This is a genomic window from Streptomyces sp. NPDC002742 (assembly GCF_042888885.1).
Classification (GTDB): Bacteria; Actinomycetota; Actinomycetes; order Streptomycetales; family Streptomycetaceae; genus Streptomyces.
The window spans coordinates 286,758-303,777 of sequence record NZ_JBIAQF010000010.1 but is presented as its reverse complement, the minus strand read 5'-3'; the positions used below and the strand labels follow the sequence as shown (position 1 = coordinate 303,777).

Genomic DNA, 17,020 nt, shown 5'->3' with positions numbered 1-17,020 from the left:
GGGAGCTCATCGCTTCTGCCCCTCTCCGGCGTCCTTGCCGGTGCCGCGCCCGGCGATCGCCCGGGACACCACGGAGGGCAGCAGGACGAGTCCGAGGACGAGGAAGGCCGCGATCAGCATCAGCGTCTGGGTGCTGGTCCAGCCCTGGGTGCCGGCCACGGAGACCGGCTGGGCGAGCGAGATGGTGTCGTTCACCGCGCCGGTGCCGCCGGTGCCTCCACCGCTGCCGCCCGGGGAACCGGTCCCCGAGCCGCCGCCCGTGCCGGGCGAGAGCGTCTGGCCGGTGTCCGGGTCGACCACCGGGGCGGAGCCGCCGCCGGTCCCGCCTCCCGCGGCTGTTCCGCCGCCGCCCGAACTCCCGCCGTTGGTACCGCCGTTCGCGCTTCCGCCGGTGGAACCGCCCGAGGTCGAACCGCCGCTCGTGCCGCCCGTGGAGCCCGAACCGCCCGAGCTGCCGCCCGCCTTGGCGCCACCGCTGCCGGTGGTGCAGGCGGGGGCGCCCTTCTTGTCACAGGCGGCCGGGTAGGGTGCCGTGTCGGCGAGCTTGTTGTGGCCGTCGCTGGAGAAGGTCGGGTTGTTGCAGCCCTTGAGGTTGATGCTCTGGGCCTGCACGCCCGGGATGCGGCGGATCTGGTCGAAGCCCGCCTTCACCAGGTTGATCGGCAGGGGCGAGTAGCCGAGCGAGGGCGCCTGCTGCTGGCCCTGGCACATGAAGTAGTACGAGAACGCGCCGAGCGTCTTGCCCTTGGTCTTGGTGAAGGTGCCCTGCACCTTCAGGGGCAGGATCATGTACGAGTAGCTGGACAGCGGGTAGTTGCGCCGGTCGGAGTCGTTGTAGACGCCGTCGAGCTTCTGGGTGAGGTAGTCCGCGGAGCTCTTGTCGGTGTTGATCTTCGCCTTGAGCAGCGAGACGGCGACGTTCTGCGGGGTCGGCTCGGTGTAGTAGCCCGCGTGGTTGAGGACCTTGGCGACCGGATAGTGCGCGTTCAGGGCGTACGAGTAGTTGACGTACCCGATCGCGCCCTCGCCGTAGTTCTGGGCGACGTAGCCCGCGACACCGAGGTCGCCGGACTGGGCGATCATGCCGGGGACGGTCGGGTAGTACGAGGTCTGCCCGCAGGCTCCGGAGCGGCCGACCCGGTTGCAGTAGGACTGCCACAGCGACTTGTGCTGGGCGGCCATCCACATCGTGAACTGGGCCGTGGAGCCCGAGCCGTCGGAGCGTACGACGGGGACGATGGCGCGGTGCGGGAGCTGGAGCCCCGGGTTGTCGGCCTTGATGACCGGGTCGTCCCAGGTCTTGATGGCGCCGGTGAAGATCTTGGTGACCACGTCGCCTGACAGGCGCAGGTTCGTGACCCGCTTGCCGTTGACCGTCAGGTGGTACATGAAGACGGTGCCGCCGGCCACGATCGGCATGTAGGCGTACGACCCGGACCCTGGCCGTTCGGCGGCCGAGCCGTCGGTCGGGTGGGTCTGGAACGGGATGTCCGAAACGGCGAAGTCGACGGTGCCGCTGAGGAACTGCCGGCGGCCGTCGGAGGATCCGGTGCCGGCGTAGCTGATCCGCATGCCGTACTGGTTGACGGCGCGGCGCCATTCGTCGACGGCGTTCTCGGCCCAGGTGGAGCCGGCGCCGGATATCGGCGTGTAGCTGTCGGCGGCGGCCGGGGCCGCCAGCGGACCGGCCAGCAGCGCGGCGATCACGCCGAGCAGCGCGCCGAGCGTCCCGAGTGCCCGAAGGCGCCCGAGGGCGGTGTGGAGGTGGCTGCGCATCAGTCGGTCTCTCCGGTGGCGGGGGCGGACAGGGCGGTTTCCGCGGGGTGCGATCCCCCGGGGCTCTCGAACAGGGACAGGCCGGGCGCGTGCAGGTCCTCGAAGCGCCGTACGTCCTGCCGTGAGGCGCGTGCGGTACGGCGGGCCTGGCGCTTGGTCTGGTGGCCGGGGCCGCGCCCGCCGATCACCCGGGCGATCACGAACAGCACCAGGACGAGGGCCATCAGGACGGCGGCGGCGCCGAAGCCGCGGGCGATCATCGTGGGCTCGGGCGACTTGACGAAGTTGAAGACCGCGAGCGGCAGCGAGACCATCGGCCCGTTCGTCGGGTCCGCGTTGAGCGCGGCCGTGAAACCGGCGGTGAGCAGGACGGGCGAGGTCTCGCCGATTCCGCGGGCGGTGCCGAGGATGACGGCGGTGGCGAGGCCCGAGCGTGCGGTGGGCAGCACGACGTGCCACACCGTGCGCCAGCGCGGCGCGCCGAGTGCTTCGGCCGCCTCGGTGAGGTTGCCGGGCACCAGCCGCAGCACCACGTCGGAGGCCCGGATCACGATCGGCAGCATCATCACGCTGATCGCGAAGCCGGCCGCGAGTCCCGACTTCTGCATGCCGAGGCCGAGGATCCAGGTGGCGTACACCATCAGGCCGGCGACGATCGAGGGCAGCGCGGTCATCGCCTCGACGATCGTGCGGACGAACCGGGAGAACCGGCCCGGGATCTGGTTCAGATAGACGGCACAGGCGAGGCCCAGCGGCACGGTGATCGCGAGGGCGATGGCGATCATGGTGAGGGTGCCGAGCATCGCGTGGGCGATGCCGCCGTGGGTGAGCGGGTCGAGCGGGCCCGAGGCCTGCATGTCCTCGGTGAAGAAGTTGCCGTGCGGCAGGGCGTCCTTGCCGCGCCAGCCGGTGAAGCCGACGACCATGAACAGACCGGAGAACAGCAGCGTGGCCGCCGTCCACAGCACGACGGTCATCACCCGGTCGCGTACCGCCTGACCGTCCTCGTCGAGCCCGGTCAGTACCGCGTAGATCGCCAGGAAGACGAGATAGGCGGTGACCGTGAAGCCCAACACACCAGAGAACGGGGCGAGTTGACCGAACAGCAGGACGGTGACGCAGAGCGCCGAGGCGGCGGCACCGCACAGGGAAAGCACCCCGGCGCGGCTGACCCCTCCGATGCGGCGCGGCCGGAGGGGCCCCGGCGCGTGGCGCGCCTGCTCCACCGCGACATCCGCGGACACGGGCTCGGGCTCGGCCTCGGTCACGCCGGACAGGGACGTTTCTTCGATGACGGTCATCTCATGCCTCGCTCTGCGCGCCGGAGCGGCTGCGGGCCACCACGGAGGAGGCGGTGAAGTTGACCGCCAGGGTGAGCAGGAACAGCGCCAGGCCCGCCGCCATCAGCGCCGACATACCGAAGGTGGAGGCGTCGCCGTAGTGCAGGGCGATCAGCGAGGAGACCGAGTTCGAGCCGGTCTGCAGGATGTGAAGCTGGATGGTGAAGACGGGCGAGATGATCATGTACACCGCGATCGTCTCGCCGAGCGCCCGGCCGAGCCCCAGCATCGTGCCGCCGATGATGCCGCCCTTGCCGTACGGCAGGACGACGCTGCGGATCATGCCCCAGCGGGTCGCGCCGAGCGCGTAGGCGCCCTCGCGTTCACCTGCCGGAGCCTGCGAGAAGACCTCGCGCATCACCGAGCACTGGATCGGCGCGACCATCAGGGCGACGACGATCCCGGCGATGAAGGTGGAGGCCGTGTACACGCTGTCGGTGGCCAGCGGCTCGCCCGGCTGGGCACCGTCCACCTTGAACAGGGGGATCCAGCCGAACCAGGTGGACAGCCAGCGCGACAGGCCGATCACGTGCTGCTGGAAGAAGAACAGCCCCCACAGCCCGTACACCACCGAGGGGACGGCCGCCATCAGGTCGACCATCGACACGAGGGTGCGGCGCAGTTTGGGCGGAGCCACGTCGGTGATGAACAGGGCGGTTCCGACGGCGAGCGGCACGGAGACCGTCACCGCGACCAACGCGATCAGGATGGTGCCGGTCATGACGGCGGCGATGCCGAAGTTGTGGACGTCCGGCTGCCATTCGGGGGTGGTGAGGAAGGCGAAGCCCCGGGCGCGCAGTGCCTGACCGGCCCTCAGGAGGAGGAAGAGTCCGACCCCCGCCATGACGGCGAGGACGGCGATACCGGCGGCCGTGAGCTGGTACCGGAAGACGCGGTCGCCGAGGCCGCGGGCGGCGTTGAGCCGGCGGGGGGTGAGCTCCCGGACCTCGGGCCGGCCGGGGACGGCCTTGCCGGCCCCCGACCCCTCGGCCCCCGACCTGCCGGACTCCGCTCCGGCCGACTCCGGCTCCTCGGTCTCCGATATCCCGGACTCCGATATCCCGGACTCCGGTATGCCGGATGCCGGTTCTCCGGACTCCGATATCCCGGACTCCGGTATGCCGGATGCCGGTTCTCCGGACTCGGATCTTCCGGACTCCGGTCTGTCGGATTCCTCTTGCGCGGACGCCACGTGCTTGTCCCCCCATTCCGGAAACGGAATCCCCGCGCGGTCCACGGCCGGTACCGCGCGCTGCGATTCAATGGCCGGATCGTGTCTCTCTCACGCGTGAACCATGGAGAACCGGTGAACAACACACGGCTGTTCGGTGCGCTCGTCGTGGAGGATCCGCGCAAAGGGACCGGATGATGCGCGTAGATCATGGTGGCGGACGAACGGGTGGAGCCCGGCGCGATACGCCGGGCTCCACCCACCGAAAAGGTATGGCTTGTTCTAGACGGTCGAAACCGCCGAGAGGCGGTGCACGTCCCGGGCCGTCCCCGTGACCCCGGACAGGAAACCCTGGGCCCTTGGCGAGGCGTTCTCGGTCAGCCAGCTCGGGTCGATGTCGCAGACCGCGACACGCACCTCGGTGCCGGCCAGGGCGAGCGGCAGCGTGTGCACGACCGTGGACGGGAAGCTCAGGATCGTCCGGCCGATGGGGCCGCGCCGGGCGATCAGTTCGAGCGGCAGGTCGGGACGGACGATTTCCAGACCGGTCTCGACGGCCAGGCGGTGCAGTTTGTCCGAGCTCTCGCGGCGGTGCGCGAAGTAGCGGGTCGCGCCGTGCGCCTTGGCCAGCGCGCGGACCGCCTCCAGATAGCGGTCAGGATCGACCACGCCCGTCTCGACGAGCGAGGTGCCGACCATGTCCGCGCTCTTGGTGATGCGTGGCGGGCCGAACCTGGCCCGGGTCCAGGAGAAGTCGTTGGCGGTGATCTCCACCCCGTCCGGTGCCGATTCGATCGGCATCGAGGAGAAGACCTCGACCGTACGGCGGTCACTGGGCGTCAGCCGGCGGCGGGCCGCGGCGGACACGGGGGCGAAGAGCACGTCCCGCGCACCGGGGCGGCCACCGCGCCGGTGCCAGCGCACCAGGCGTTCACCGCGGGCGAGCTGGGCGACGAACTCCATCGTCGCGGTGCCGTCGTCGACCACGACGAGGTCCCGCGCCCGGGTGATGGTCAGCAGAAGCTGCACATAGCGGGAGAACGGGTCCCCCATGACGATCCGCCGGGCCCGGCGGAGCAGCGGAGCCAGTCCCCCGATCGTGTGGAAGGGGGCCGTGGTGCCGCCGCGCGCCTCCTCCCAGCGGACCGCGTGGCCCTCGTCGCGGGCCAGTTCCGCCATCCGACGGAGCTGACCACGGGTCATCGGGTCGTTGGGAGACAGGACGACGAGGGTGAGCCCCGCGCCGGGCGCCGCACCGTTGTGGGCATGTGCGTGCGCCCATTCCAGCACGTTCAGGAGCTGTACCGGACTCTCGACGAAGGCGAGAGTGTGGGAGCCGGCGGAACCGGCGCGGGTGCTCATCGACGTACGACCGTCCCGTCGTAAGGAATTCAGGGCGTTCAGACCGAGACGGGCTCGCCCGCGGCCGCGGCGATCTCGGCCTCGGCGACGACGCCCGTGACGCGGCGCAGCTTCTTCATCGGGCCGAGCTCGGAGTCGTAGACCTTCTTGACGCCGTCACCGAGGGAGGCCTCGATGGTGCGGATGTCGCGGACGAGGCGGGTCAGGCCCTGCGGCTCGACGGAGGCCGCCTGGTCGGAACCCCACATCGCGCGGTCCAGGGTGATGTGACGCTCGACGAAGGTGGCGCCGAGGGCGACCGCGGCCAGCGTGGTCTGCAGGCCCGTCTCGTGACCGGAGTAGCCGATCGGAACGTTCGGGTACTCGGCCTGGAGGGTGTTGATGACGCGGAGGTTGAGCTCCTCGGCCTGCGCCGGGTAGGTCGACGTGGCGTGGCACATCAGGATGTTGTCGCTGCCGAGGACCTCGACCGCGTGGCGGATCTGCTTCGGCGTCGACATGCCGGTGGAGAGGATGACCGTGCGGCCGGTGGCGCGCAGCGAGCGGAGCAGCTCGTCGTCGGTCAGCGAGGCGGAGGCGACCTTGTGGGCCGGGACGTCGAACTTCTCCAGGAAGGCGACGGCCTCGGTGTCCCACGGGGAGGCGAACCAGTCGATGTTCCTGCTCTTGGCGTACTCGTCGATCTGGCGGTACTCGTCCTCACCGAACTCCACGCGGTGGCGGTAGTCGATGTAGGTCATGCGGCCCCAGGGGGTGTCGCGCTCGATGTCCCACTGGTCGCGCGGGGTGCAGATCTCCGGGGTGCGCTTCTGGAACTTGACGGCGTCACAGCCGGCCTCGGCGGCGGCGTCGATGAGCTTGAAGGCGTTCTCCAGCTCACCGTTGTGGTTGATGCCGATCTCGCCGACGACGTAGACGGGGTGGCCGGGGCCGGCGGTCTTCGAACCGAAGTTGCGCAGACGGGAGTTGGTGCTCATGGCGGGGAAGTTCCTTACTTGTCGAGGGAGTCGAGAGAAGGGCCGAGGATCCAGCTGGCGATCTCTCGGATCGCGCCGTCGCCACCGGAGACGGTGGTGACCGCGCGTGCGGCGCCGCGCACGACGTCGTGGGCGCTCGCGACCGCCACGGGCCAGCCCACGAGGGCGAAGCACGGGAGGTCGTTGACGTCGTTGCCGACGTAGAGCACGCGCTCGGGCGCGATGCCCTGCTCCTCGCACCACTGCTTCAGTGCGAGGTCTTTCCGGTCGATGCCGTGCAGGACCGGGATCTTGAGCTTCCGGGCCCTGGCGGCGACGACCGGGTTCTGTTCCGTGGACAGGATCAGCATCGTCAGCCCGCTCTTGCGCAGGGCGGCGATACCGAGGCCGTCCCCGCGGTGCACGGAGACGAACTCCCGTCCGTCGGAGTCGATCAGCACCCTGTCGTCGGTCTGGGTGCCGTCGAAGTCGAGGACGACCGCGTCGATGTCTTCGGCGGTCGGGAGGGAGCCGGGCCTGTTCGCGTCGAAGAGCGGCGCGAGGGCCCGGGCGCGGGCGAGGTCGTGCGGGTCGTCGATCTCCAGCACGCGGGCCGGGTCGGTGCGCACGAGTTCGGTGCGGCCGAAGAAGCGGTGTCTCGCCTCACGGAAGCCTGCGGCCTCCATGGCGTAGACGGCACCGGTCTCCAGGAGGTCCTGGGGGCGGTCCTGGCGGCGCGGGCGGAAGGACTTGTCGTGGTTGACGCCGTAGCCGCCGCTGGTGGCGGTGTCCGTGACCAGCGTGCCGGTGCCGCCGTCGACGGTCGCGCGCTCGGTCTCGACGGCCACCGCGGCGGTGGCCTCGTCGTCGCCGTCGCGCCACACGAAGCCGTGGAAGGGGGCCACGGTCAGCGCCGTGTCCGCGCCGTTCCCGACGATCGCGTTCACGACGCCGTCCACGTCCTCGCGGATGATGAACGGGCTGGTGCACTGCACGAGCAGGACCACGTCGACCGGGGAGCCGTGCAGCGCCTCATGGGTGTCCATGGCGTGCAGGACGGCGGCCTCGGAGGTGGCGGTGTCCCCGGCGATGGCGGCGGGACGCAGCACGACCTCGGCGCCGGCCTGGCGGGCGGCGGCCGCGATGGCCTGGTCGTCGGTGGAGACGACCACGTCCGTCACCAGGCGGGCGGCGCGGCACTCGCGCACCGCGCGGGCCACCAGCGGCACACCGCCGACGGGGAGGAGGTTCTTCGCGGGCACGCCCTTGGAGCCGCCGCGCGCGGGGATCACCGCGAGTACGCGGCGCACCGGCGCGGCTTGGCCCGCTTCCGAGTTGGTCATGCGCAGTTCTCCTTGACGAGGATGGCGAGGAAGGCGTGGGGGGCGACGGACCGCGGGCTGCCCGCTGCCGGGGCGCTCACAGTTCGCCCATCCGCCGGATCACCGGTGCCACGCGCTGGACGCCGTGCCGGTAGGCGCCGCGGGCGGCCCGGCGCACGATCTGCCGTACGGGGCTGGGTTCCCGGTCCGCCGCGGGGGCGCCGGGCAGCGGGGTGCCGTCCGGGCCGAGGTGGTGGCGGGCGAGGATGCCGGGCAGATAGCCGGGTGCGGTGACGGGGGTGTAGTAGGGAGCGAGGGGCGGCAGCTTGTCCGCCGCCAGCAGCCCGGTGATGCGCTGCCGGGCCGCGTCGAAGGCCGTCTCGTAGGAGCCGTCGGCCGCGACGCCCTGCCGGGCGACCCAGGCCGCGTCGGGCACCGGCCGGTACCCGGCGTCGAGCTGGTCCCAGGAGGCGAGGCAGCCGGAGCCCACGAAGTGGTGGTTGCCGAGCGCCTCGCGCACCCCGAGGTCGCTGAGGACGACGGTGGGGATACGGCGGTGCAGGGACTCCAGGGCGGCGGTGGAGCTGATGGTGACGAGCAGGTCGGTGCGGTCGAGTACCTCACCCATGTGGCCGTACACCAGCCGGAAGTTGGCCGGCGGGTCCGCCTTCTGCACCAGCTTCTGGTACGGCAGCTCCTCGATGTGCGTGGTGTGTTCGCCCGGCCTGGAGCGCAGCTTGAGCAGGACCTCGCGGTCCGGGTGTAGCCGCGCGTGCCGGATCAGCCGGTCCAGCAGGTAGGTACGGTCCTTGCGGCTCTCCGGTACGGAGGGCTGGGCGGCGAAGACGACCGTGTAGGGCCTGCCCCCTTGCTTCGCGGACGGGTCGTTCTCCGTGTACGCCGCCCCGCCGAGGAAGGGCAGCGCGACCTCGGTCACCGACCCGGCGTCGGCGCCGACCCCCTCGTACACGGCCCGGAAACGGTCCGCGTCCTGGCGGGAGTTGGCGAGGACGAGATCCGCGCCGTGCCGCAGGAGCAGCCCGTCGGCGAGCTTCTCGTAGACGACTCCGACGTAGCCGGTGACGACCAGGGGCCGCTTCGTCCGCCCGTCCCAGGCGCGGGCCAGACCGTGCAGCAGCGCCTGGACGGCACCGCCGACCAGGGCGAGGACGACCACGTCGTAGGGGCAGTCCTCCTTGCCCAGCTCGCGCAGGAACTCGACGGCCGTGACCTCGCGGAGGGAGTCCGCGCGGACGCCGACCTCTTCGAGCTGACGGGCGGTCGGGGTGGCTCGGCCGCGCAGGAGGAACCCGTCGAGGCGGATGTCCGATTCGGCCGGGGAAATGCGGTTCGCGGTGAGCGAGCCCCATTTCCACCTGGTGTCGGAATCCGCGAGGACGGCCACTCGCAGGGACTTCGTGGTACTTGCTGGCACGTCCTAGACGCTAGGAACCCAATTCGAGGAGCGGCCCAACCCGAATACAACAAACGGTTAACAGCACGTCGACGAATGGGGGATCAGCCCAGGATCGGCTGAGAAAGCGACGCGGTTCATGATTCCGCCACGCGTCGTTCACCTGAGATCTCACCAACAGTCAAGACGAATGCCGGGCGGCCGTCTACCGTCAAGCAGGTGGTCAAGCTCTCCGTCATCCTGCCATTCTTCAATGTGCAGAGATATGCCCCAGAAGCCCTGAAGAGCCTGCGCGCGAACACGCGGGACGACTTCGAATTCATACTCATCGACGACTGTTCGACCGATGGGACGCGCGAGATCGTGGAGCGCGCGGCTCGCGATCTCCCGGGCGCCGTGCACATACGGCGCACGGAGAGCGGGGTGTCCGCCGCGCGCAATACGGGAATCGACGCCGCCGGCGGTGAGTACCTGACGTTCCTCGACGGCGACGACTGGGTCGCTCCCGGCTACTTCGAAAAGTTGCTGGCCGGCATCGAGAAGCTGGGCTGCGATTTCATGCGCACCGACCACGTGCGGTGCACGGGCACCGAACGGGTGATCCACCGGGTGCCCTTCGGACTGCGGGACACCGTCGTGTCGCCGCGCGACACGATCCTGCCGGACAACCGCTCGACACCCGTCGACTACCCGTACTCCTGGGCGGGCATCTACCACCGCAGGCTCGTCGACCGCGGCCTGCTGCACTTCCCCGAGCATCTGCACACCGCCGAGGACCGGCCCTGGATCTGGCGCCTGCACCGTGAGGCGGAGTCCTTCGCCGTGGCCGGAGGGCTGCTCGGGATCTTCTACCGGCGCGGCGTGACCTCGTCCCTGACCCAGATAGGCGACGTACGCCAGCTCGATTTCATACGGGCGTTCGACCAGGTGATAGCGGAGACCGAGCAGGACCGGGATGCCGACCTCTATCTCCCGAAGGCCGTTCGCACGTACTGCGCGATCATCGCCCACCACCTCAACACGATAGAGAAGTTCGAACCGGCGGTGGCCCGCAGGTTGCGCACCCTGAGCGCGGCGGCCCTCAAGCGCCTGCCGCAGGACCTTCTCGACGACGCCCTGGATTCGATGGACTGGGAGCGCGCCTCGCGACTGCGGAGACTGCGACGCCGCCCGGTGACGGAGGCCGCTACCGCATGACCACCCAGATCTTCTGCGCCTCCACGCTCTATGGAGTCGCCACGCTCGCCGCGGCCATCGACGCCGACTGCTTCCGCCCCGCCGACCGGCGCATCCTGCTGGTCTCCAACAACGCGGGAAACCCCGAGGTCACCAGCGCGGTCGACGAGATGCCGGGCTTCGCGGCGCTGCGCGACCGCTTCGACGACGTCCTGTCGTGGAACGAGACCATCGCGCCCTTCCACCCCGGCGGCTGGTCGCCACGACCCGACGACACCCCGCTGTGGGAGCGGCATCTGCGGCTGCTGTGGGGCCTCGGGGACGACGACGTCGAGCTGGCCGTGGAGTCCATCCAGGTCAACCCCGCTCTCGCCGTCAGCCAGATCTTCTCCCTGGCGCACATCGACGTGTACGCGGACGGCCTGATGAGCTACGGCCCCACCCGCTTCAAGATCGACCCGCTGGTCGGCACCCGCGTGCGCCGTCTGCTGCACCTGGACCTGGTACCCGGCCTGAAGCCGCTGCTGCTCACCGAGTTCGGCGTGGCACCGGAGACGGTACCGACGGACGCCTTCCTGAAGGTGCTCGGCGCCATCGGCGGCACGGCGGTCGACGCGATCGAACTGCCCGACGACTCCGCCCTGCTGCTCGGCCAGTACCTGTCGGCGCTCGACATCCTCACGCCCGAGGAGGAAGAGGACCTGCACGTATTGATGCTGCGGGGCGCCGTCGCCCAGGGTCACCGTCAGGTGATCTTCAAGCCGCACCCCACCGCGCCCGCCCGTTACGGCCGGGCCCTGGAGGAGGAGGCCGAGCGGCTCGACGTCCGGCTGACCGTCCTCGACGTACCCGTGCTGGCCGAAGTGCTCTACGAACGCATCCGGCCCGCCCTCGTCGTCGGCTGCTTCTCCACCGCGCTGTTCACCGCGAAGACCTTCTACGGACTGTCCACCGCGCGTGTCGGTACCAGAATCCTGCTGGAGCGGCTCAGCCCGTACCAGAACAGCAACCGTGTCCCGGTCACGCTGGCCGACGCGCTGCTGCCCGACCTGGAGAGCGGGCGGACGGCGGAGATCGGGGAGCTGAAGGGCCTGGTCGAGACGGTCGGGTTCATGATGCAGCCACAGATCTACCCGGGTCTGCACCGGACGGCCACCGCTTACCTCACCCACCGTCCGGCCGGCACCGGCCACTACTTCAAGCGCCGCCGGCTCACCGCGCTCGACCTGCCCGGCGGGGTACCGACCCGGCTCGCCTTCATTCCGCGCAACGCCACGGTACGGCGGGTGGCGCGGCGGGTGCGCACCATCAAGCGGACGACACTCGGATAGCCGGTCGCACACCTATTCCCGACTCGGACAGAAATCAAGAGGCTTATCGAATCTTTCACGCCTCGTTAACCACATGTCCACTCCGTGTCTCACGTTTCGAGCAGGCCCCGGCCTAGCGTCGGCCGTGTGGTCAAGCTCTCCGTCATTGTGCCGTTCTACAACGTTCAGCAATTCGCTCCTGACACGCTCAGAAGTCTTCGCTCGAACACCCGCGACGATTTCGAGTTCCTGCTTGTCGACGACTGTTCGACCGATGGAACTTCCGGGATCCTCGACAGAGCGGCACAGGAGATCCCCGGGGCCATACTCCTGAGACACGGGAAGAACGGCGGCCTGGCCACCGCGCGCAACACCGGAATCGACGCGGCCCGCGGCGAGTACCTCACCTTCCTGGACGGCGACGACTGGCTCGCGCCCGGGTACCTGTCCCAACTCCTCGCTTCGGCCGAGGAGTTGGGATGCGACTTCGTGCGCACCGACCACGTTCAGTGCCAGGCGCAGGCGCGCACCCTCCACCGGGCCCCCATCGCCCCCCGGGGGGTTGCCCTGTCGCCGCGCGACGCGATCCTGCCGGCCCACCGCTCGACCTCCGTCGACTACGCGTACGCCTGGGCGGGCATCTACCACCGCCGCCTGCTGGACCGGGGCCTGCTGCACTTCACCGACGGGCTGCGCACGGCCGAGGACCGGCCGTGGATCTGGAAGCTGCACCGGGAGGCGGAGTCCTTCGCCGCGGTGGGACTGCTCGGCGTCTTCTACCGGCGCGGTGTCGCCTCCTCCCTCACCCAGATCGGGGACGTCCGCCGGCTCGACTTCCTGCGCGCGTTCGACCAGGTGGTGGCAGAGACCGGCGAGGACCAGCGCGCGGACGAATTCCTGCCCAAGGCCGTACGCACCTACTGCGCGATCATCGCCCACCATCTGGGATCCATCGAAAGGTTCGAGCCCCCGGTGGCACGGACACTCAAGTCGATGAGCGCCGCGGCCCTGCGGCACATGCCGCGGGACGTGCTCGACGAGGTCCTCGACTCGATGGACGAACAGCGCGCCACCCTCCTGCGTCGGTTGCGCCGCGGTCCCGCCCCTGTCGCCGCGGGGGTGTCCGGGTGACCACGCAGATCTTCCTCGCCTCCACGCTGTACGGCACGGCCACGCTCGCGGCGGCGTTGGACACCACGCGCTTCGCACCCGCCGACCGGCGCGTCCTGCTCGTCTCCAACAACGCGGCGACCCCCGAGACGACGCCCGCCATCACCGCGATGCCCGGCTTCGAACGGCTGCGCACCCGCTTCGACGACGTGATCTCCTGGAACGAGACCATCCGCCCCTTCCATCCGAGCGGCTGGGCCCCCAGGCTCGACGACGTACCGCTGTGGGAGCGCCAACTGCGGCTCGCCTGGGGCCTCGGCGACGACGACGTCGAGCTGGCCGTCGAGTCCATCCAGGTCAACCCGGCACTCGGCCTCGCGCAGATCTTCACGGACGCGCCCGTCACCGTCTACGCGGACGGGCTGATGAGCTACGGTCCCACCCGCAGCAAGATCGACCCGCTGGTCGGCACCCGGGTGACCCGGCTGCTCCATCTGGACCTGGTGCCGGGCCTGAAACCACTACTGCTCACCGAGTTCGATGTCGAACCGGAGACGGTGGCCACTTCCGCCTTCCTGCAGGTGCTCGCCGAACTCGCCGACTCCGTGGACTCGGCCGCCGAGTTGCCCGCGATCGACCGACCCGCCCTGCTCCTGGGCCAGTACCTGTGCGCGCTCGACATCCTCACCGCCGAGGAGGAGGAGCACCTCCATGTACGGATGCTCAGGGGCGCCGTCGCGCTCGGCCGGACCCGTGTCGTGTTCAAGCCGCACCCCACGGCCCCGGACCGCTGGTCGCGCGCCCTGGAGAAGGAGGCGGCGGAGCTCGGCGTCGACCTGACCGTGCTCGACTCACCGGTCCTCGCCGAGGTGCTGTACCAGCGGATGCGGCCCTCGCTGGTCGTCGGCTGCTTCTCCACGGCGCTGTTCACCGCGTCCGCGCTGTACGACCTGCCCGTCGCCCGCGTCGGCACCGGCATGCTGCTGGAATGCCTGACCCCGTACGAGAACAGCAACCGTGTCCCCGTCACGATCGCCGACGCGCTGCTGCCCGAGCTGACGGACCGGCAGGCGGTCACCGGGCAGCGGCCGGGCATGGACACCGCGGACCTCGCCGCGCTCGTGCGGACCGTCGGGTTCGCGATGCAGCCGAAGATCCATCCGGGCCTGCGTCCGGACGCCGTCCGCTATCTGACCGACCACCTCGACCAACGCACCTGGCGCTATTTCAAGCGGCGGCGGCTCACCGGGCTGGCCCTGCCGGGTGCCGTCCCGGCGCGGCTCGCCTTCCTGGCACGCAGTGCGACGGTCCGTCGCGTCGTGCGCCGCGTGCGTTTTCTGCGCCGGGGGAGTACGCCGCCGAAAATGACCCCCAGATGAATTCATGGCGTCGGCTGGAAAAAGCGTGCGGCCATTAGTCATACCCCCCTTGTGAATCGGACTAACGTGCTAGGGAGTTAACAGGAAGACACGTCGAGGGGTAGACCGTGAGCAACATTCCCGAGGACGTGCGCGGGACTTCCACAGACACCGTGGTCCGCGCCGTCGTCCCTTCGGCCGAAGCGCCTCCACGGCCGACGGGACGCAAACCCCGGGAGACCCGGCTACGCGCCCTGGACGGGCTGCGGCTGATCGCCGCGCTGATGGTGGCGGCCTACCACTACGGCGGCCGCGACGGCGATGTCACCAAGGCCTGGGGAAGCTCCCCCAAACAGCAGTTTCCCACGCTCCACAGCTTCTTCGCCTACGGCTGCATGGGCGTTCAGATCTTCTTCGTGATCAGCGGATTCGTCATCTGCATGAGCGGCTGGGGCCGCCCGCTGCGCTCGTTCTTCGCCTCCCGTGCCTCCCGACTGCTGCCCGCCTACTGGGCGGCGGTCGTCATCGTGACGGCCCTGTTCGCGCTGCCGATGGTCGCCTACCATCCGGTCTCGCCGAGCGATGCCCTGCTGAACCTGACCATGATGCAGCAACCCCTCGGCGCGCACCGGGTGCTGGGGGTCTGCTGGACGCTCTGGGCGGAGGTCCGCTTCTACGCGCTGTTCGCCCTGTGCATCGTGCTGCCGGGCGCGAACCGGCAGCGAGTGATCATGTTCTGCGCGGGCTGGACCCTGGCGGTGGTGATCGCGCAGGCGTCGAACGAGCCGTTCCTCAACACCGTCCTGATGCCGGAGTACGCCACGTACTTCATCGGCGGCGTCGGCCTCTACCTGGTCCATCGCGACCGGCGGGACGCGTACGCCTGGGGCATCGTCGGCGTCAGCTGGCTCATCGGCCAGCACTACGCGGTGCAGACCCTGTGGCACGCCCCGAACCCGGACGCCTTCTCGTACCGAAGCGCCTACGGCATCATCCTGATCGTCACTCTGGGGTATCTGGCGGTCGCCGCCATCGCGCTCGGCTGGCTGGACTGGGCGAACTGGCGGTGGCTGACGGTCGCGGGCGCCCTGACCTACCCTTTCTACCTGGTCCACGAACATGCGGGCTGGGTCGTCATCAAGGCCTACCACCAGTCCCTGGGCATCCCGTCGTACGCGACCTTCCTCCTCACGGCCGCCACCATGCTCGTCCTGGCGTGGCTGCTGAACCACCTCGTCGAGAACCGGCTGACTCCTCGGCTGCGCTCGGTGCTGGCGGCTCCGCGCCGCTGACACCGCGTCCGACCGCCGCCCGGAGCCGGCGACCTCGTGTGCCGAGTCGACGCCAAGGCGTTCGCCGTGGTGCACGAGGTCTCCTCGGCCGGGAAGACGGAGGGCGGCCCCGGGAGGGACCGCCCTTGAGAGTCGCCGGTACCCAGGCCTACGCGCTGGCCAGTGTCAACTTCACCGCGAAGCCGAGGAAGAGGGCGCCGGCGGCGGTCGTGGCCCCCGCGGAGAGGCGCCTGCGCCGGCGGAAGGCGGACGCCAGGCGCGTACCGCTGAAGATCAGCGCGGTCAGGTAGAGGAAGCTCGCGAGCTGGGCGAAGGCGCCGAGGACGACGAAGGACAGGGCCGGGTAGGCATACCCGGGGTCGACGAACTGCACGAAGAAGGCGACGAAGAACAGGATCGCCTTCGGGTTGAACAGGCTGATCACCAGCGCCCGCCGGAACGGCCGCTCCCCGGCCACGGCCTCGGGCTCCGCGCTCTGCTCGGCCGGCTCGCGCCGGGCCCGCCACATCGCGTGCGCGGCCCGCAGCATCCCGACCGCGAGCCAGGTCAGATAGCCCGCGCCCGCGTACTTCACGATCCCGAACAGCACGGCGTTCGCCTGCAGCAGCGACGCCACACCGGCCGCCGACAGTGTCATCAGCGCGGTGTCCCCGCACCACACTCCCGCGGCGGCGGTATAGCCCGTACGGACACCCTTGCGGGCGGCGACGGACAGCACGTACAGCGAGTTCGGTCCCGGCAACAGGACGACCAGGACGAGACCCGCGAGATAGGTGGGGAGATCGATGACACCAAGCATGAGAGCGAGTGTCGCACGCGGCTGCGACAGCGGGCAGAGGCGTCCCGCCGGTCAGTCACCGTCGAGAAGCGTGTCCACGGAGAGGTCGAGGGCGACACCGACGGACTCGGGAACCGGGACGCTCTGGCCCCGCTTGTAGCGCTCGGGGGCCGCGTACTTGCCGTCGACCGGATCCCGGTGGAGCAGGACCTCGTCGTGCTTGCGGTCGGCCACGATGTAGACGGGGACACCGGCCTCGGCGTAGCACTCGACCTTGGGGCCGAGGTCGTCGGACCAGTTCGACGAGGTGACCTCGACGACCAGGCGGAAGACGTTCGGGGCGTAGCAGTTCTTCTGGACGAGGGCGTCCCGGAAGTCCTCGTCGACGACGGAGAAGTCGGGGATCGCGAAGTCGTCGCGCAGCGTGGGCAGCCAGAGGCCGACGCCTTGGACATACCTGAGTCCGGCTTCCCGGGCCCCCGCCCTGTCGAACGCCACGACCAACCACGTCAGCGACAGCGCGTGCGAGCCGTCCGGCGGTGGTGTCACAGTGAGCCTCCCCTGGAGAATCTCCACGCGGTGCCCAGGCAGTGCACGGGAGAGCAGGTCGGCGGCTTCGCTCAACGTCAGCTCGTGTTGCAGTACGGCCACGGCA

Annotated in this window: 14 protein-coding genes; 5 read left to right on the top strand and 9 right to left on the bottom strand. The window is 70.0% G+C overall.

Features of this window, described 5'->3' with window-relative positions; genetic code table 11:
- Nucleotides 1–6: 6 nt before the first annotated feature.
- From pstS to ACFYW8_RS20380, 7 genes are all read right to left on the bottom strand, one after another.
- Nucleotides 7–1,776: a phosphate ABC transporter substrate-binding protein PstS gene (gene pstS, locus ACFYW8_RS20410; RefSeq protein WP_389077106.1), complete on the bottom strand. Its 1,770-nt coding sequence runs from the start codon at nucleotides 1,774–1,776 to the stop codon at nucleotides 7–9.
- Nucleotides 1,776–3,077 carry a phosphate ABC transporter permease PstA gene (gene pstA, locus ACFYW8_RS20405; RefSeq protein ID WP_389077102.1) on the bottom strand — a complete coding sequence of 434 codons (1,302 nt, stop codon included), beginning with the start codon at nucleotides 3,075–3,077 and terminating at the stop codon, nucleotides 1,776–1,778. The genes pstS and pstA overlap by 1 nt, the downstream gene beginning before the upstream one ends.
- 1 nt (nucleotide 3,078) lies before the next feature.
- Nucleotides 3,079–4,308: a phosphate ABC transporter permease subunit PstC gene (gene pstC, locus ACFYW8_RS20400; protein ID WP_389077097.1), complete on the bottom strand. Its 1,230-nt coding sequence runs from the start codon at nucleotides 4,306–4,308 to the stop codon at nucleotides 3,079–3,081.
- Nucleotides 4,309–4,569: 261 nt separating this feature from the next.
- Nucleotides 4,570–5,649 (bottom strand): hypothetical protein, encoded by a 1,080-nt coding sequence (locus ACFYW8_RS20395; protein ID WP_365870704.1) that lies wholly within the window; start codon nucleotides 5,647–5,649, stop codon nucleotides 4,570–4,572.
- A gap of 38 nt (nucleotides 5,650–5,687) precedes the next feature.
- On the bottom strand, nucleotides 5,688–6,626 hold the full coding sequence (locus ACFYW8_RS20390; protein WP_389077091.1) for an N-acetylneuraminate synthase family protein: 939 nt from the start codon (nucleotides 6,624–6,626) through the stop codon (nucleotides 5,688–5,690).
- A gap of 14 nt (nucleotides 6,627–6,640) precedes the next feature.
- Entirely contained in the window at nucleotides 6,641–7,948 is a 1,308-nt protein-coding gene (locus ACFYW8_RS20385; protein ID WP_389077086.1) for a cytidylyltransferase domain-containing protein, read from the bottom strand.
- Between the two features lie 76 nt (nucleotides 7,949–8,024).
- The gene (locus tag ACFYW8_RS20380; protein ID WP_389077081.1) at nucleotides 8,025–9,362 is read right to left on the bottom strand and encodes a DUF6716 putative glycosyltransferase; all 1,338 of its coding nucleotides are present in this window, start codon (nucleotides 9,360–9,362) and stop codon (nucleotides 8,025–8,027) included.
- Between the two features lie 198 nt (nucleotides 9,363–9,560).
- Here ACFYW8_RS20380 and ACFYW8_RS20375 point away from each other — a divergent pair, with 198 nt between their 5' ends.
- The 5 genes from ACFYW8_RS20375 (at nucleotide 9,561) to ACFYW8_RS20355 (ending at nucleotide 15,587) form a co-directional block, all read left to right on the top strand.
- Nucleotides 9,561–10,538 (top strand): glycosyltransferase family 2 protein, encoded by a 978-nt coding sequence (locus ACFYW8_RS20375; protein WP_365870708.1) that lies wholly within the window; start codon nucleotides 9,561–9,563, stop codon nucleotides 10,536–10,538.
- Nucleotides 10,535–11,848 carry an alpha-2,8-polysialyltransferase family protein gene (locus ACFYW8_RS20370; RefSeq protein ID WP_389077073.1) on the top strand — a complete coding sequence of 438 codons (1,314 nt, stop codon included), beginning with the start codon at nucleotides 10,535–10,537 and terminating at the stop codon, nucleotides 11,846–11,848. Before ACFYW8_RS20375 ends, ACFYW8_RS20370 begins: the two co-directional genes overlap by 4 nt.
- A gap of 126 nt (nucleotides 11,849–11,974) precedes the next feature.
- Nucleotides 11,975–12,958 carry a glycosyltransferase family 2 protein gene (locus ACFYW8_RS20365; protein ID WP_389077068.1) on the top strand — a complete coding sequence of 328 codons (984 nt, stop codon included), beginning with the start codon at nucleotides 11,975–11,977 and terminating at the stop codon, nucleotides 12,956–12,958.
- Nucleotides 12,955–14,316 (top strand): alpha-2,8-polysialyltransferase family protein, encoded by a 1,362-nt coding sequence (locus ACFYW8_RS20360; RefSeq protein ID WP_389077064.1) that lies wholly within the window; start codon nucleotides 12,955–12,957, stop codon nucleotides 14,314–14,316. Before ACFYW8_RS20365 ends, ACFYW8_RS20360 begins: the two co-directional genes overlap by 4 nt.
- A gap of 107 nt (nucleotides 14,317–14,423) precedes the next feature.
- Complete coding sequence (locus tag ACFYW8_RS20355; protein WP_365870712.1) at nucleotides 14,424–15,587, top strand: acyltransferase; 1,164 nt, start codon at nucleotides 14,424–14,426, stop codon at nucleotides 15,585–15,587.
- 148 nt (nucleotides 15,588–15,735) lie between these two features.
- On the opposite strand, the gene leuE is transcribed toward ACFYW8_RS20355, so the two are convergent.
- Nucleotides 15,736–16,386, bottom strand: coding sequence for a leucine efflux protein LeuE (gene leuE, locus ACFYW8_RS20350; RefSeq protein WP_389077057.1), 651 nt, complete (start codon nucleotides 16,384–16,386; stop codon nucleotides 15,736–15,738).
- 51 nt (nucleotides 16,387–16,437) lie between these two features.
- Nucleotides 16,438–17,016: a Uma2 family endonuclease gene (locus tag ACFYW8_RS20345; RefSeq protein ID WP_389077052.1), complete on the bottom strand. Its 579-nt coding sequence runs from the start codon at nucleotides 17,014–17,016 to the stop codon at nucleotides 16,438–16,440.
- Nucleotides 17,017–17,020 lie beyond the last annotated feature (4 nt).

What these genes read in the sequence shown, in the direction of transcription:
- pstS (WP_389077106.1), bottom strand. Translation starts at nt 1,776, where the DNA reads ATGCGCAGCCACCTCCACACCGCCCTCGGGCGCCTTCGGGCACTCGGG.
- pstA (WP_389077102.1), bottom strand. Translation starts at nt 3,077, where the DNA reads ATGACCGTCATCGAAGAAACGTCCCTGTCCGGCGTGACCGAGGCCGAG.
- ACFYW8_RS20395 (WP_365870704.1), bottom strand. Translation starts at nt 5,649, where the DNA reads ATGAGCACCCGCGCCGGTTCCGCCGGCTCCCACACTCTCGCCTTCGTC.
- ACFYW8_RS20390 (WP_389077091.1), bottom strand. Translation starts at nt 6,626, where the DNA reads ATGAGCACCAACTCCCGTCTGCGCAACTTCGGTTCGAAGACCGCCGGC.
- ACFYW8_RS20385 (WP_389077086.1), bottom strand. Translation starts at nt 7,948, where the DNA reads ATGACCAACTCGGAAGCGGGCCAAGCCGCGCCGGTGCGCCGCGTACTC.
- ACFYW8_RS20370 (WP_389077073.1), top strand. Translation starts at nt 10,535, where the DNA reads ATGACCACCCAGATCTTCTGCGCCTCCACGCTCTATGGAGTCGCCACG.
- leuE (WP_389077057.1), bottom strand. Translation starts at nt 16,386, where the DNA reads ATGCTTGGTGTCATCGATCTCCCCACCTATCTCGCGGGTCTCGTCCTG.